This is a genomic window from Bradyrhizobium sp. RDI18, assembly GCF_043203335.1.
Classification (GTDB): Bacteria; Pseudomonadota; Alphaproteobacteria; order Rhizobiales; family Xanthobacteraceae; genus Bradyrhizobium; species Bradyrhizobium retamae.
In genome coordinates this window covers 5,298,547-5,313,091 of the sequence record NZ_JBICRN010000008.1, presented here as the reverse complement: position 1 = coordinate 5,313,091, position 14,545 = coordinate 5,298,547, and the positions used below count along the sequence as shown (strand labels likewise).

At 63.1% G+C, this 14,545-nt stretch carries 11 protein-coding genes and 4 pseudogenes; 8 read left to right on the top strand and 7 right to left on the bottom strand.

What is annotated here, in order from left to right:
- Positions 1–18: 18 nt before the first annotated feature.
- Entirely contained in the window at positions 19–798 is a 780-nt protein-coding gene (locus ACFXS9_RS34760; protein ID WP_392697140.1) for an SDR family NAD(P)-dependent oxidoreductase, read from the bottom strand.
- Positions 799–1,023: 225 nt separating this feature from the next.
- Positions 1,024–1,526 (bottom strand): annotated as a pseudogene (locus tag ACFXS9_RS34755) (TerB family tellurite resistance protein).
- 366 nt (positions 1,527–1,892) lie between these two features.
- Here ACFXS9_RS34755 and ACFXS9_RS34750 point away from each other — a divergent pair.
- Positions 1,893–2,369 carry a hypothetical protein gene (locus tag ACFXS9_RS34750; protein ID WP_392697137.1) on the top strand — a complete coding sequence of 159 codons (477 nt, stop codon included), beginning with the start codon at positions 1,893–1,895 and terminating at the stop codon, positions 2,367–2,369.
- Between the two features lie 6 nt (positions 2,370–2,375).
- On the opposite strand, the gene ACFXS9_RS34745 is transcribed toward ACFXS9_RS34750, so the two are convergent.
- The 3 genes from ACFXS9_RS34745 to ACFXS9_RS34735 form a co-directional block, all read right to left on the bottom strand.
- Positions 2,376–3,785 (bottom strand): adenylate/guanylate cyclase domain-containing protein, encoded by a 1,410-nt coding sequence (locus ACFXS9_RS34745; RefSeq protein ID WP_392697135.1) that lies wholly within the window; start codon positions 3,783–3,785, stop codon positions 2,376–2,378.
- A gap of 101 nt (positions 3,786–3,886) precedes the next feature.
- A complete protein-coding gene (locus tag ACFXS9_RS34740; RefSeq protein WP_392697132.1) occupies positions 3,887–5,272 on the bottom strand; it encodes a cytochrome P450 in 1,386 nt (461 codons plus the stop codon).
- A gap of 149 nt (positions 5,273–5,421) precedes the next feature.
- Positions 5,422–6,789: a hydrolase gene (locus ACFXS9_RS34735; protein ID WP_392697129.1), complete on the bottom strand. Its 1,368-nt coding sequence runs from the start codon at positions 6,787–6,789 to the stop codon at positions 5,422–5,424.
- 149 nt (positions 6,790–6,938) lie between these two features.
- Here ACFXS9_RS34735 and ACFXS9_RS34730 point away from each other — a divergent pair.
- The 7 genes and pseudogenes from ACFXS9_RS34730 to ACFXS9_RS34700 all read left to right on the top strand — a co-directional run bounded on the left by ACFXS9_RS34730 (position 6,939) and on the right by ACFXS9_RS34700 (position 13,743).
- Positions 6,939–8,631: pseudogene (locus ACFXS9_RS34730) on the top strand (MFS transporter).
- 327 nt (positions 8,632–8,958) lie between these two features.
- Positions 8,959–10,079 (top strand): annotated as a pseudogene (locus ACFXS9_RS34725) (TRAP transporter substrate-binding protein).
- Positions 10,080–10,192: 113 nt separating this feature from the next.
- Positions 10,193–10,795 (top strand): TRAP transporter small permease subunit, encoded by a 603-nt coding sequence (locus ACFXS9_RS34720; protein ID WP_392697126.1) that lies wholly within the window; start codon positions 10,193–10,195, stop codon positions 10,793–10,795.
- The gene (locus tag ACFXS9_RS34715; protein ID WP_392697123.1) at positions 10,792–12,141 is read left to right on the top strand and encodes a TRAP transporter large permease subunit; all 1,350 of its coding nucleotides are present in this window, start codon (positions 10,792–10,794) and stop codon (positions 12,139–12,141) included. Before ACFXS9_RS34720 ends, ACFXS9_RS34715 begins: the two co-directional genes overlap by 4 nt.
- Before the next feature lie 31 nt (positions 12,142–12,172).
- Complete coding sequence (locus ACFXS9_RS34710) at positions 12,173–12,523, top strand: amidase family protein (RefSeq protein ID WP_392697120.1); 351 nt, start codon at positions 12,173–12,175, stop codon at positions 12,521–12,523.
- Positions 12,493–13,573: pseudogene (locus ACFXS9_RS34705) on the top strand (amidase). Before ACFXS9_RS34710 ends, ACFXS9_RS34705 begins: the two are co-directional and overlap by 31 nt.
- On the top strand, positions 13,570–13,743 hold the full coding sequence (locus ACFXS9_RS34700) for a hypothetical protein (RefSeq protein ID WP_392697117.1): 174 nt from the start codon (positions 13,570–13,572) through the stop codon (positions 13,741–13,743). The pseudogene ACFXS9_RS34705 and the gene ACFXS9_RS34700 overlap by 4 nt, the downstream one beginning before the upstream one ends.
- A gap of 21 nt (positions 13,744–13,764) precedes the next feature.
- Here ACFXS9_RS34700 and ACFXS9_RS34695 read toward each other — a convergent pair whose 3' ends face one another.
- On the bottom strand, positions 13,765–13,986 hold the full coding sequence (locus ACFXS9_RS34695) for a hypothetical protein (protein ID WP_057842701.1): 222 nt from the start codon (positions 13,984–13,986) through the stop codon (positions 13,765–13,767).
- 232 nt (positions 13,987–14,218) lie between these two features.
- Positions 14,219–14,497: a hypothetical protein gene (locus ACFXS9_RS34690; protein ID WP_392697114.1), complete on the bottom strand. Its 279-nt coding sequence runs from the start codon at positions 14,495–14,497 to the stop codon at positions 14,219–14,221.
- Positions 14,498–14,545: the final 48 nt, after the last annotated feature.

Below are 14,545 nucleotides of genomic sequence, written 5' to 3'. Positions count from 1 at the left end.
GAAAATCCCGGGATTTCTTCAACGCTGGCGGAGCTGGAAGCGGCCGATCGCCCCGAGGACAAAGGAGCGCGGAACCAGCCGGAGCAGGAACGGCACAATCTTGATGCCGAGGCCCGGCAACACTGCCCGTTTGTTCGCCATGAGGCCGCTGTAGGCCTGCTGCGCGACATCGGCCGACGACATGTTGAGCATCGACGAATCGTAGCCGGGTCTAAACCCGGCGCGTGCCTGAAATTCCGAGGGCACGGGTCCCGGACACAACACCGTCACGCGCACGCCATGTGGCGCCAGTTCTGCGCGCATCGCTTCGGTGAACGACAGCACATAGGCCTTGGACGCGTAATAGACCGCCATTCCCGGCCCCGGCAGAAAACCGGCGATCGAGCCGACGTTGAGAAGGCCGCCGCGATTGCGGATCAGGTGATCGGAAAATCGCAGTGACAGGTCGGTCAGCGCGCGGATGTTGACGGCGATTATCTCGAGCTGGTTGGACCGATCGCGCTGGATTGCTCTGCCAAACACGCCAAATCCGGCGTTATTGACGAGGTATTCAACCTCCACGCCGGAGGCGGTCAAGGCTTCGGCAATCCTGTCGCCGCAGTCGGGTTGCGCAAGGTCGCAAGGGATCACGATCGGCGCTGCGCCGCCGGCCACCTTGATTTCGGTCGCCAACGCTTCCAGGCGATCAGCGCGCCGCGCCACCAGCGCCACGCGATGACCCTTCGATGCAAAAACGCGCGCCAGCTCGGTGCCTATGCCCGCCGATGCACCAGTAATCAGCGTCACACGCTCGGTCACGGTTGAATGCTCTTAAATCAAATCAGGGTTATGCTGCAGCACGGGAACGAGAGCATAGGCGCGCGGTGTGGCGCAAGCCATCCCCCAAACATGGCCCATGCCGGCCTGTGTGCTCCACGCGCTGAAGTCCCTATGTTTTCAGGCTTATCGCGCGCTGCCGCAGCCGGTTGCAGCGCACATCAAAGTTTCGTCATCTGCAATGATGCGTGGCTGCGCCGCTCATTGTCACATTGCGGCGTCTTCGGCCTTCGGCGCACCTGCGGACGAGACCGGCTGCCGCTCAGCCACCCGATGCTTGAGGTCGATCCGGTCGCGCGAGGAAATGCCGAGCAGGTCAGCCGCGCGCCAGACGACATTATCCTCGAACTCGCTGACCTGGCCGTCCGCGTATACCAGTTCCCACATCATCTCGATGATGCGAAGCCGGCCCTCTTCGTTCACCGAACGCATTATGACGCTGGTGAAACGATAGAGATCGACCGCATCGCCTTCGGCCCGCGTCGCCGACGCGATCAAATGATCCGCCGTCCCGGATCGAGCTTGAAGCGGCTTTCGATCAAACTGTGCAATTTGCGCTTCTCGATCACGCTCGGCTCGCCGTCGAGCGAGACGACATGGACCAGTAGTGCAGTCGCCGCGAGAAGATACCCGGTGTCGTCGAACGCGAAATCCTGATCCGCGTTGGGGGCGACGATGTCGGCAATGAATTGGCGCAGTCCGTCGAGCATCAATCTACCTGCAAATTCGAAGAAGCTGTCGAGCGAATATGGGTCGAAGACCTGGCCTTCGCAATCCGCGCAATGGGTGACCGACAAGGCGTGCAGATTAAATCGGCGTCACGTTGGGTGTGACGGAAACATCTGCGTGAAACCTGGGCAGCGCCGAGAACAACGGCGCGCCTTCGCTTTTCTGTTGGGAGGGGACCGGTTCAAGGCTTGTAGCCTTTGCCGCTTCGGCAAGACACCGCTATCGGCAATGGCCGACTGCGCGATTCGCCGCAGGCAGTCCGTCGATATTCAATTGCAAATCATTCGCATTTGCATTATGGAAGAACTCCTTGTTTCAGCAAGCTATTTTCAAAGAAGGAAACGACCATGGCCTCCTTGCGCTTCGCACTTGGCGCTGCCGTTGTGTTGGGAATCGCTTCCGGAGCAGCGCTTGCGGCAGGTGACCTGTCGCGACAGGCGCCGATCGAGGTGACGGTCGATCTCGGCTCGCCCGGCAAACACGAATTCGCGCCGAAGCAACTCAAGTTCGAAACCGGCAAGCTCTACAAGCTGATCCTGCGCAATTCGAGCAACGATCCGCACTACTTCACCTCGCACGCGTTCTCGCAGATGGTGTTCACGCGCAAGGCGCAGGTGACGCAGCAGCAGAACGGCAAGACCGTTACGCTCGCCGAATTCAAGGGCGCCATTCGCGAGATCGAGGTCTATCCGGGACAATCCGCCGAATGGTGGCTGGTGCCGGTCGCAGCCGGCCGCGTCAACGATCTGCGCTGCGACATCAAGACCAGCGACGGCAAGACCCACGCCGAGATCGGCATGACCGGCGAGATCGTGATCGAGTAGCGCTGTCTAAGGTATCTCGTACACCATAACCTTGTCGGCGATGCCGCGCAGCGCCGCTTCCTTCTGGATCGGCCGGATCGCCTGCTTCGCCAGGATCGTGGCGACTGCGGGCGATCTGATCACAGGTCCGGTGATGTGGATTTCCTGCGAGGTCGACAAGCTCTGCACCCGTGAGGCGATGTTGACGGTCTGGCCGAAATAGTCCTGCCGCTCGTTCAGCATGACCGCCAGGCACGGGCCTTCGTGGATGCCGATCTTGATGATCAGGTCCTCCCGGCCGCGCTCGGCATTCAGGACTGCCATTGCCGCCCGCATGCGCAGGCCCGCGACGATCGCATGTTCCGGCCTGATGAAGGTCGCCATCACGGCATCGCCGATCGTCTTCACGACCGCGCCCTTCTCCGAGGCGATGATTTCAAGCAGCGCGTGGAAATGCGCCCGCACCAGGTCGAAGGCGGCGAGATCGCCAACCCGCTCATAGAGCGCGGTGGAGCCCTTGAGGTCCGTGAACAGGAAGGTCAGCGAGGTAATCTTGAGGCGCTGGTCGACGTTGAGGTTATCCGCCTTGAAGACGTCGCGAAAAGTCTGGTTGGACAGCATCCGCTTGGCGGTCAGGATCGGCTTGCGCTTGCCGAGCAGCTCATGGAGCGTGTCGTTGGCGACCCAGACCGCGGGCAGCACCCGGTGGTCGGTCTGGTTTTCGAGCGACAGCCGTAGCGGTCCCGGGCGCATCACCGTCGAGCCAGTAGGCGCGTGCAGCTTGTTGAAGACGATCGAAAACTGTTGCCGCTCGCGGATCGGTTCGCCCTGGACATCGAAGAAATGCGCCGAATGCGTCACCGGCTCGAACACGATCACGAACTGGTTGGGCAATTGCAGCGACAGCACCGCCTTTTCGCCCGCCGGCAACTCGATGGCTTCGAGCGAGACTTCATCGATGAGCCGCTTGATCGATTCCTCGCTCAGGTCCATCCCCGAGCTCCAGAACATCTGGCGGTTATATTCCCAGATCGGCAGCGTGTTGGGATCGTGTGCCGCAATGCGCCTGACGCGCGGGCTGACCGTGAAGGCGACCTCGACGCGGTCGTCGACCGACGCCTCGTAACCTTGGGCGCATAGCGCGCAATTGTAATCGTCGTGGCGGAGGGATTTCAGGGTGTTGTGCGCGCCGAGCACGCCGCCGCAGCCGGGGCACAGCACATTCCAGGTGAGATCGAACAGCCCGAGCCGCGCCGAATGCAGGAAGGCCGAGATGACCTTTTCCTCGTCGAGCCCGTAACGCGCAGCGAAATCCAACAGGTTGATCCGGTTGAGCTCGCGGTCTTCGCCCTTGGCGATCAATTGCGTGATGGCGTCGACCACCGCGGGATCGGCGGTCTGCTTCAAGACTGCGAACTGGGCCTGGGTATCGCTCATGGTGATAACCTAGATGACGCTCCCGAAGCGGCTGCGCAAGGTGCGCTTCCTTTCTGACGCATTTTCTTCGCGTGGTCCGGCAATCGGCCGATCAAAAAAGATTACCGAGGCGTGATGGCAAACATCGGCGAACGGTCGGGCTGCGTCGTCACCACGCCGATCGGCATCACCGGATCCTTGTCGACCAGCGTGACGCGAAACGCGCCGATCATCTTCGCCAGCGCCAGCGTCGCCTCGACCAGCGCGAAATGCGCGCCGATGCAAACGCGGGCGCCGACGCCGAACGGCAGATAGGCGAAGCGGTCGGGCGGCGTTCCCGTCATGAAGCGGGACGGGACAAACGCGCTCGGATCGCGCCACAGTTTTTCGTGCCGATGCAGCAGCCACGGCGCGATCAGGATGACGTCCTTCTTCTTGACCGGCAGACCCGCGATGGTATCCGGCCCGATCGCCGCGCGGGCGATCAGGAACGCCGGTGGATAGAGCCGCATCGTTTCGTCGATCACCGCGCGGGTGAATTTCAGCCGCTCGATATCGGACGCGCCGTTGACGGACGCGGTCTGTACTTCGCTCGCCACCTGCTCCTGCGTGGCAGGATCGAGCGCCAGGAGATAGAGCGCCCAGAACAGTGCGGTCGCCGTCGTCTCATGGCCGGCGAGAATCATGGTCGCGACCTGATCGCCGAGTTGTTCGTCGGAGAAGGCTTCGCCGGTTTCCGGATCGCGCGCGTCGCCCATCAGGTCGAACAGATCGCGCGCCGGTGCGCCCTCCTGCTTGCCGGCGGCGCGGCGCTCGGCCATCAGCATGCCGATGAAGGCAGTCCAGCGCTTGCGGAAGCGGCCGCGGGCAATGTCCTGCGGGCTTGGCCAGCTCAGCGGCAACAGCAAATCCAGAAAATGCGGGCGTGCTAGCCGCTCGCCATATTCGATCACGAAATCGCGCAAGGCGGCGCCATGGCGATCCATCCCGAACGAGAACATGGTGCGGCCGGCGATCTCGAGCGCCATCCGCTGCATCGCCTCGCGCAGGTCGACGTGTCCATTGCTGGCGCCTCTCAGCTTGGCGACCGTCTGGTCGGTCGCCGCCAGCATGTGCGGAATGAGCGGCATCACCGCGCGCGGCGTGAATGCCGGCGCCAACGTGCGGCGCTGATGCTTCCACGCGCGCCCCTCCGCGATCAAAAGACCTTCGCCGAGGATCGGACGCAACACCCGGATGCCGGCCGGCGTGCGCGTATAATTTTCATAATTGTCGACCAGCACATGCTTGATCGCATCCGGCGCGTTGAGAATGAATGTGCTGCGTCCGAAGAAGCGGCCCTGGACGATATCTTCCTCATAGGCCCGCTGGCCCCAGCTACCGATCGGGCTTTCGCGAATCGCCTTCATCCGCCCGAACACCGTCATGTCGTCGGGCGCCCGAGGCGGGCTCGGCGGCACCAGCGGCGCGCGCGCAACCGTCATGTCGTAGGCTTCGGCTATGCTCATCGGCGCCACTCTCGTAGGGACCTACGCCCCCGCATATCGCGGAGCCTGTCATCGGGCGCGCATTCGCGCGACCCGTTGGCTCATGCGGGCTACGGCTCCAACTATGTATTCGATCCGGGCGCCACAAAGGCGCTCCTGTCAGGAAACAGCTAATAAGTCAGTTCGGCAACCGCAATCCGGTTTTCCGAGGCCGGCCAGGCCCGTGCCACAATCCGCTCGGTGTTGAACATGGTCACCACCGGCCTGCCGGCCTCCTCCGCCGGAAGCCGCAAGGTCGTGACCGAATCGGTCGGCACGCCGGATTTCACGTCCCCAGGCTCCTTGCCGTCGATCAGCACCACGTCCCGCGGCAGGCCGAAATAACCCCGCGGGCGCGACATCAGGACCACGGCGCCCGCGCCGGCATCGGCCGGCCCGAGCGGGCGCGCGGAACGCAGATGCACGATTTCGGAGGAGCGCGGAAACGGCGAGCGGTAGAAATGGGTGGTCGGCGAACCCGCTGACGTCAGCACGATTTCGAGAAACCAGGTAGCCTCGACCTGCGCCGGGCCCCAACGGCCGTCGGCGCCGGTTTGCGAAGAATGGATCGGACCGCCGGTCCGTTCGCCGGTCTCGGGAGAGACCCGATAGATTTCGACCGTCGCGCCGGAGACCGGACGGTTGGTGACGACGCCGGCCGGCGTACCCGTCACAAGCCCGCTCAGTCTGACTTCCGCTTCCGGCGCGATTTCGATGCGTGACGGCTCGACGCCAGCGATGAATTTATAGATCTCGCGAAATGCGCGCGGATGAAAGGCGACCTCGCGATGATCGAGCGCGCCGAGCACCAGATTGGTCGCGCCCTTCAGCGCAGGACCATCTGATGTCACGCCGGTGGGCGTGCCCGGCTTGCCGACGAAGCGTCCGTCGGGTTGCGCATATTTGTCGTTGCCATCGCTGCGCAAAGTGAGAAACGCCGTGCCCGGCGTCACCTCGCTGTCGCCCTCATTCAAGCCGCGCAAAAACGGGCCGCGGCCGTTGAACTCGTTATTGATGCCATCATCCCAATCATAGATTCCGTGATTGGGAACGCCGCACAGCACGGCGTGGCTCACATCAGCTCCGCCGCCATTTCTGACGTAATTGCGGATCGAATAGCCGCCACGCGAACTACCGACGAGGGCGATGCGCGCCGCGCCGGTGCGGCGCTGCAATTCCTTGACGGCTTCGCCGAGCTCGCGGCGCTGGTCTTCGGTCGAGGAACGGTTCGGTTGCTGCACCTTGTCATCGGTACGCGCCAGAGGATCGGTAAAATTGATCGCCAGCATTCGCTCGCGTGGCACGCCATTCGATTCCATTCGCCACAGCGTGGTGATCCAGAGTGCCGCATGGTCGCCATTGCCATGCACGAACAGGATCGGCGGAACGGCCACCGGTGCGGTCTGCGCCCGCGCCTGCAGTCCGAGCAGCGGAAGACCGCCCGCCAGCAAAGGCAACACTCCGGCACCCCTGAGGATCAACCGCCGCGACAGCCGCATTCCGAAACCTTCCGTTGCTTTTCAATACCTTAGCTGTGCGATAGCACCGCCGATAGTGCTGCTTCGACTGGACAGGCCAGGGCTTTCGCAGGCATCACTTTACATTCGAATGGAATCAAGCCGGTGACAGAACGCCAACGGAACCGATCATGACCGACCAGCCGAAACGCTCGCGTCTTGCGACTGACGGCATCGCAGCGCCGTTGCGGCACGCGGTGTTCCGGCGCATCTGGCTCGCCAGCCTCGTTTCCAACCTGGGGATTCTGATCCAGGGCGTCGGCGCGGCCTGGGCGATGACGCAGATGACTGCTTCGGCCGACAAGGTCGCGCTGGTGCAGACCGCGCTGATGCTGCCGATCATGCTGATCTCGATGCCGGCCGGCGCCATCGCCGATATGCACGACCGCCGCATCGTCGCGCTGGTCTCGCTCGGCATCGCGCTTGTCGGCGCAACCGCGCTCACGGTGCTGGCGTGGTTCGGCCTCGTTACGCCGAATATCCTGTTGGCGCTGTGCTTCGTCGTTGGCAGCGGCATGGCGCTGTTCGGGCCGGCCTGGCAGGCCTCGGTGACCGAGCAGGTGCCGGCGGAGACGCTGCCGGCGGCGGTCGCACTCAACGGCATCAGCTACAACATTGCGCGCAGCTTCGGTCCGGCGATCGGCGGCATCGTGGTCGCCACATCAGGCGCCGTGGCGGCGTTTGCCGTCAATGCGGTGCTATATCTGCCGCTGATGGTGGTGATGTTTCTGTGGAATCGCGCCAACGAGCCGTCGCGCCTGCCGCGCGAACGGCTCAACCGCGCCATGGTTTCCGGCGTGCGCTACATCACCAATTCGCCGTCGATCAAGATCGTGCTGACGCGCACGCTGGTCACCGGCATCATTGGCGGCTCAGTCTCGGCGCTGATGCCACTGGTCGCCCGCGACCTCCTGCATGGCGGCGCGCAGACCTATGGCATCATGCTCGGGGCCTTCGGCATGGGCGCGGTGTTCGGCGCGCTGAATATCGGCGAGGTACGGCGGCGCATGAGCGGCGAGGCCGCGGTACGCGCTTGCGCGATATCGATGGCGGGTGCGATCGCGGCGGTCGCCCTGAGCACCAACGCGGTCCTGACCGCGATTGCGCTCGTGCTCGCCGGCGCGGTGTGGATGCTGGCGGTCGCCCTGTTCAATATCGGCGTGCAGCTTTCAGCGCCGCGCTGGGTTGCGGGCCGCTCGCTGGCGGCTTTCCAGGCGTCGATCGCCGGCGGCATTGCGGTCGGAAGCTGGGGCTGGGGATACCTCACCGACCTCGCCGGCGTGGAGATCGCGCTATTGGTTTCGGCTGGCCTGATGCTGATCTCGCCCCTGCTCGGCATCTGGCTGCGCATGCCGCCGGTCGGCGCGCGCAACGAGGATGCCACCGAACTGCTTGCCGATCCCGAGGTACGGCTGTCGCTCACGGGGCGCAGCGGACCGCTGGTGGTCGAAATCGAGTATCGCGTCGCGCAGGATAACGCGCGCGCGTTTCACAATGTGATGCAGGAAGTGCAGCTCAGCCGCCAGCGCAACGGCGCCTATGGCTGGTCGATCGCGCGCGACATCGGCGACCCCGAATTATGGACCGAGCGCTACCATTGCCCGACCTGGCTCGATTATCTGCGCCAGCGTAACCGTGCGACGCAGTCCGAGCGCGCCCTGCACCAGCGCGCGATCGACTTTCACCTCGGGCCGGAGCCGATCCGCGTCCGCCGCATGCTGGAGCGGCCGTTCGGCTCGGTCCGCTGGAAGGAAGATACCCTCCGACCGCGCCGCCAACGAGGTCTTGCCGGTGGTCGCGACGGCGGCAGGCAGCAGCACCTGACCCATCGATGAGGGTGGCGCGGCGCGGCTATTGGGCGCAGAAATAGCGCGGGAATAAATCAGCCCTACTTGATCCAGCGCACTGCCGACACCGCGCCACCAATTTCCTGCGACTAAAGTGCAAGACGCCGGTGCGCATTCGCCCCGCCGAACGCGAACAGCGTCCTGCTTCGCGCCTGCGAAATGGCAACGTTGCCCTGCCAATCGAGCGATTCATAAGGAGCCCGCGCACTTCCCGCTTGCCAAAATGCCGCGCAAGCCTTTGACTTGTCGTTGAGACAAACAAGCCTGCGGCGACAGCGGGCGACATCTCAACCGGGAGGAGCTCATGAGCAAGCGTAGCGATACAAAAACGACGCGGCGCCGTTTCCTGACGGCCGCGGCCGCCGGCGGTGCGGCGATTGCGATGCCACAAGTCAGCCGGGCGCAGACGGCGACCCTGAAGATGCAGGGCTCGTGGGGCAAGGCCGACGTCTTCAACGAGATGGCCGAAGATTATGTGAAGCGCGTCAACGAGATGGCGGGCGGCCGGTTGCGCATCGACTATCTGGTGGGCGGCTCAGTCGTGCACCCGTTCCAGGTATTCGACGGCGTGCATGGCGGCCAGATCGACGCGGCACATACGGTGACCGTCTACTGGTACGGCAAGCACAAGGCGGCGTCGCTGTTCGGCACCGGGCCCGTGTTCGGCTTCAATGCCAACGAGGGTCTTGGCTGGATTCACAACGGCGGTGGCAAGGAGCTGTTCGAAGAACTCCAGACCCAGATCATGAAGGTCAATATCAAGAGCTTCTTCGCAATGCCGATGCCGACCCAGCCGCTCGGCTGGTTCAAAAGCCGATCACCAGTGATGCCGACCTGAAGGGGCTCAAATACCGCACCGTGGGTCTCGCCGCCGACTTGTTCCAGGTGATGGGCGCCTCTGTTGCGCAGCTTCCGGGCGGCGAAATCGTGCCGGCCATGGAGCGCGGCGTGATCGATGGATCTGAGTTCAACAACCCGACATCGGACAGGCGCTTCGGCGCGCAGGACGTCGCCAAGAACTACATGTTGGGCAGCCACCATCAGGCGACGGAATACTTCGAGATCATGTTCAACCGCACGAAGTATAATGCACTGGCGGCGGAGCAGAAGGCGATCCTGCAGTATGCTGCAGAGGCGGTTTCCTCCGCCAACGAATGGAAGGGGATGGACTATTACTCCAAGGACCTGCAGGAACTGATCAACAAGGACAAGGTCAACGTCCAGCGGACGCCGAAGTCCGTATTCGATGCGCAGATCAAGGCATGGGACGGCTTGATCGCCCAGCTCGGGTCGGATCCATTCATGAAGAAGGTGATGGACTCGCAGAAGGCATGGGTGCGCCGCGTGGTTTACTACAACATGACCAACGCGACGGATTACCGTGGCGCCTTCGAGCATCACTTCCCGGGTGTGCTCAAGGTCTGACGAGCTCGCAGCGCTTGATCGGCGGTACGAACAATGAGTGGCGCGGTTAACGCGCCGCTCAGCCAGCAATTGGGGGACATCCGGATGTGCGATTTACCGCGAGTTCAACTCGCATGAAGAAATTTCTGTTTTTCATCGATGAACTCAGCACATGGGTCGGCAAGGCGTTCGCCTGGCTGATCCTCGTCCTCACGCTCGGCGTCAGCTACGAGGTGTTCATGCGCTACGTGCTGCGGGCGCCGACCACCTGGGCATTCGACATCAGCTACATCACCTATGGCGCGATGTTCCTGATGGCCGGGGCGTATACGCTCTCGCGCAATGGCCATGTGCGCGCCGACGTGGTTTACCGGCTGTGGTCGCCGCGCACCCAGGCGACGATGGACCTCGTTCTCTACATTCTGTTCTTCCTACCGGCGATTGCGGCCTTGATGTATTCGGGCTGGAATTATGCCGATATGTCGGTGCGCTTCCGCGAAGTCAGCATCTTCAGTCCGGCTGGCGTGCCGGTGTTTCCGCTGAAGGCGTTGATCCCGATCACAGGCCTGCTTCTGTTTCTGCAAGGCTTCGCTGAAATCATCCGCTGCGTACTGTGTATCCGCACCGGCCAATGGCCACAACGCCTGCACGACGTCGAGGAAACCGAGAGCCTGATCATCCGCGAGCATCAGCAGCATGCGGCCGAGCAGCAGAGCGAGAGGGGAGCAGGCGCATGACCGACCCTCAACTCGGCATGCTGATGCTGGGGCTTTTCATCTTCATCATCATGCTCGGCTTCCCGATCGCCTTCACGCTGATGGCGATGGGCGTCTCATTCGGCTATTATGCCTACTACACTCCCGGTCAGGAGTTCTTTCAGAACCGCATCTTCACGCTGCTGGTGCAGAAGACGTTCGAGGTCACGTCCAGCGACGTGCTGGTCGCGGTGCCGCTGTTCCTCTTCATGGGCTACCTGATCGAGCGCGCCAACATTCTCGATCGCCTGTTCTACTCCCTGCAACTGTCGATGAAGAACGTGCCGGGCGCGCTGGCGGTGGCTACGCTGATCACTTGCGCAATGTTCGCCACCGCCACCGGCATCGTCGGCGCCGTTGTCACGCTGATGGGGCTGCTGGCTTTGCCCGCCATGCTGCGGGCCGGCTACGACACCAAGCTGTCGGCAGGCGTGGTCTGCGCCGGCGGCTGCCTCGGCATCCTGATTCCACCGAGCATTCTCCTGATCGTCTATGCGGCGACCGCCGGCGTTTCGGCGGTCAAGCTTTATGCGGCGGCGTTCTTTCCGGGATTCCTGCTCGCCGGACTTTACGTCCTCTATGCGATAACCCGCGCGATCATCAACCCCGCGCTCGCACCGAAGCTGCCGCCCGAGCAGACCAACGTGCCGATCTCCACGGTAATCTGGGCTCTCGCCACATCGTTCCTGCCGCTCGCGCTCCTCATCGTCGCCGTACTCGGCGCGATCCTGTTCGGCCTGGCGACGCCGTCCGAGGCGGCCGCGGTAGGTGCCCTCATGAGCATCGTTCTGGCGGCCGCTTATCGTTCGCTCAATTACACGATGATGAAGGAATCGGTATATCTGACGGTGCGCGCCACTGCGATGGTCTGCTACTTGTTCATCGGGTCGTGGACGTTTTCCGCGGTGTTTGCCGTCCTTGGCGGACAGACCGTGGTCGAGCAGTTCTTCGCCTCGATGAATCTGTCGCCGATCCAGTTCCTGCTGTTGACCCAGATCATCATCTTCCTCCTCGGCTGGCCGCTGGAGTGGACCGAGATCATCATCATCTTCGTGCCGATCTTCCTGCCGCTGCTTCCCAACTACGGCATCGATCCGATCTTCTTCGGCATCCTGGTCGCATTGAACACGCAGACGGCGTTCAATACGCCGCCTGTCGCGATGGCCGCCTTCTATTTGAAGGGCGTGGCGCCGCCGCAGGTGAAGCTCACCGACATCTTCTCAGGCGCGCTTCCCTTTGTCGGCCTGGTCTTCCTCACCATGGCGCTCGTCTACATCTTCCCGGAAATTGCGTTGTGGTTGCCCAGCTATCTCTATGGATCGCGGTGAGCCGGCCCGGTAAAGCGCTGAAAGGATGCGCATGAGTCTCAATGCGCTCGGGCTTGCGGAAGCGGCCGCCGGCATCCGCGACGGCCGGCTCAGCTCAGTGGAGCTTGTCGCCGACTGCTTGAAACGCATCGACGAGGCCGATCGCGACATCGAGGCGTGGGCATTCCTCGATCGCGACTATGCGATGCGGCAGGCCGAGGCTGCCGACGACCGCCGCAAGCAAGGCAAGGCCACAGGCCCGCTGCATGGCGTGCCACTGGGCATCAAGGATATCTTCGATACCGGCGACATGCCGACGGAATTCGATCCAGCCTGTGGGCCGGACGCACGCCGCGCCGCGATGCGGCGGCGGTGGCGCGCCTGCGGGCGGCAGGGGCCGTGATCCTCGGCAAGACGGTGACGACCGAGTATGCCTATTTCAATCCCGGCAAGACCCGAAATCCGCACAACCCGGCTCACACGCCGGGCGGATCGTCGTCGGGCTCCGCCGCGGCGGTTGCGGCGCTGATGGTGCCGGGCGCCATCGGCTCCCAGACCAACGGGTCCGTGATCCGACCTGCCGCCTTCTGTGGGGTGGTTGGCTTCAAGCCGACACGGTCTCATTCCGCGGAGCGGCGCGCTACTGCTATCGCGGGCACTCGATCATGTCGGCGTGTTTGCACGCTCGGTCGACGATGCAGCACTGCTGGCACAGACGCTTGCGGGTTTCGACGAGGAAGATCCGGATACGCGCCCTCTTGCCTCTCCCCGCTTTCTCGAAATGGCGGCAAGCGAGTCGCCATTGCCGCCGCGGTTCGCCTTCGTGCGCTCGCCCGCGTGGAAGCATGTCGAGCAGGTGACGACGGAGGCGTTTGCCGAACTGGTGGAAGCGCTCGGCGAGCAAGTTTCGGAAGTCGAGATCGGCCCGAGTTTCGACCGCGCCGTCGACATGCACCGCACCGTCATGGAAGTGGAGATGGCGCACAACCTGCATCGCGATTTCGAGCAGGGCGGCGGATCCCTGAGCCAGGTACTGCGCGCGCTGATCGAGCGCGGCCGCATGGTGGCGGCCGTCGACTACACGCGCGCCTTGGCCGGCAGCGCGCCGCTCAACGCGGCGCTCGACGGCGTGTTTGACGAATACGACGCGATTCTGACCCCGTCTGCACCGGGCCCGGCGCCGCGCGGCCTCGACAGTACCGGCAACCCCGTGTTCTGCTCGATGTGGACCTATCTCGGCACGCCGGCGGTGTCGCTGCCGCTGCTGCAATCGGACAGCGGCCTGCCCATTGGCGTTCAGTTGATCGGGCGCCGCGACAACGATGCGCGGCTCCTGCGGACAGCCAACTGGCTAGTCAAAACTCTCGGACAACGCGGCCGCGGCAGAGCCGCGCCTGCCAAAACCAGCGCCAAGACCAGTGCGCGTCGCGCAAAAACAAGGAGCGACAGATGACGAATTTCATCACCGGACTGATCGGCGTTGCCGGCGTCTGCGCGTTTCTCGGCATCATGCTCTGGTGGATCAAGGCGGTGCCGCTGATCGTCATCTGCGTGTTGGTGATGGCGCTGTTGATTTACGATTTCTACCAATCGCTGCGCGCCAACGGCAATGGGACGGGATAGATCGCGGCCGCCCGGCGCCTTCTACTGCCCGACGCTCGCTAGCTTCCGCTGGCAGGCCTTGCTGATCCGTGAGCGGTTCTGCTTCAGGCAGGCCAGAATGACCTGATCACCATCCTGCATCTGCGCCCGGCAATACCGCGAGACGTCGCGCGCGCACTCGTCATGCCCCTCTCTTTTTTGTGTTTGTGCCGACACGCTTGAGGCCATCAGGATCAGCGGAATGACGAAAAGGATCTTGGTCATTTGTTATGCCTTCGTAGCCGGGAAACGCGATCAGCGCGCTCTATAGCGTTTTCTGGCGAGGTTGGAACCGGTTCGCGTCAGGAAAACGCGTCAAACAGGAATCCAGTGCGCCAAAATCCCGGCCGCACGCATTTGTGAACGGTGAAATGCCCCGTTCGCGTTGTGAACGCCGCGAAAGGAAAAACGCCTGCGTCGCATCGCCGCAAGCGTTCCCGGGAGCCGGTGGGCCGACTTATTGCGCGGCGAGCTTGCCCTTCTTCGCCGCGAGATCGCGATCCATCACGGTGCGGCAGCCCGCGCTCAGGTCGGCGCGATGCTTGATCATGCAAGCGGTGATCTTTGGAATATTCGGGATTTCCGAACTGCAGAGACGGAATGCGTCGCCGGTGCACATCTGCTGCTGCTCAGAGGTGAAGGCGAAGCTCGCGGTCGACGAAGCGGCGGCGAACGAGGTCGTCAAGGCCAGCACTAGACTGACCTTGCGAACGGCATTGAAGAACATTGCGGTCATTGTCGGCTCCTGTTGGCTCGGCAAACGAGCCCGTTGTTGATGGCAGGA

What these genes read in the sequence shown, in the direction of transcription:
- ACFXS9_RS34700 (WP_392697117.1), top strand. Translation starts at nt 13,570, where the DNA reads ATGACGAATTTCATCACCGGACTGATCGGCGTTGCCGGCGTCTGCGCG.
- ACFXS9_RS34740 (WP_392697132.1), bottom strand. Translation starts at nt 5,272, where the DNA reads ATGAGCATAGCCGAAGCCTACGACATGACGGTTGCGCGCGCGCCGCTG.
- ACFXS9_RS34715 (WP_392697123.1), top strand. Translation starts at nt 10,792, where the DNA reads ATGACCGACCCTCAACTCGGCATGCTGATGCTGGGGCTTTTCATCTTC.
- ACFXS9_RS34690 (WP_392697114.1), bottom strand. Translation starts at nt 14,497, where the DNA reads ATGACCGCAATGTTCTTCAATGCCGTTCGCAAGGTCAGTCTAGTGCTG.
- ACFXS9_RS34720 (WP_392697126.1), top strand. Translation starts at nt 10,193, where the DNA reads ATGAAGAAATTTCTGTTTTTCATCGATGAACTCAGCACATGGGTCGGC.
- ACFXS9_RS34695 (WP_057842701.1), bottom strand. Translation starts at nt 13,986, where the DNA reads ATGACCAAGATCCTTTTCGTCATTCCGCTGATCCTGATGGCCTCAAGC.
- ACFXS9_RS34750 (WP_392697137.1), top strand. Translation starts at nt 1,893, where the DNA reads ATGGCCTCCTTGCGCTTCGCACTTGGCGCTGCCGTTGTGTTGGGAATC.
- ACFXS9_RS34735 (WP_392697129.1), bottom strand. Translation starts at nt 6,789, where the DNA reads ATGCGGCTGTCGCGGCGGTTGATCCTCAGGGGTGCCGGAGTGTTGCCT.
- ACFXS9_RS34710 (WP_392697120.1), top strand. Translation starts at nt 12,173, where the DNA reads ATGAGTCTCAATGCGCTCGGGCTTGCGGAAGCGGCCGCCGGCATCCGC.
- ACFXS9_RS34745 (WP_392697135.1), bottom strand. Translation starts at nt 3,785, where the DNA reads ATGAGCGATACCCAGGCCCAGTTCGCAGTCTTGAAGCAGACCGCCGAT.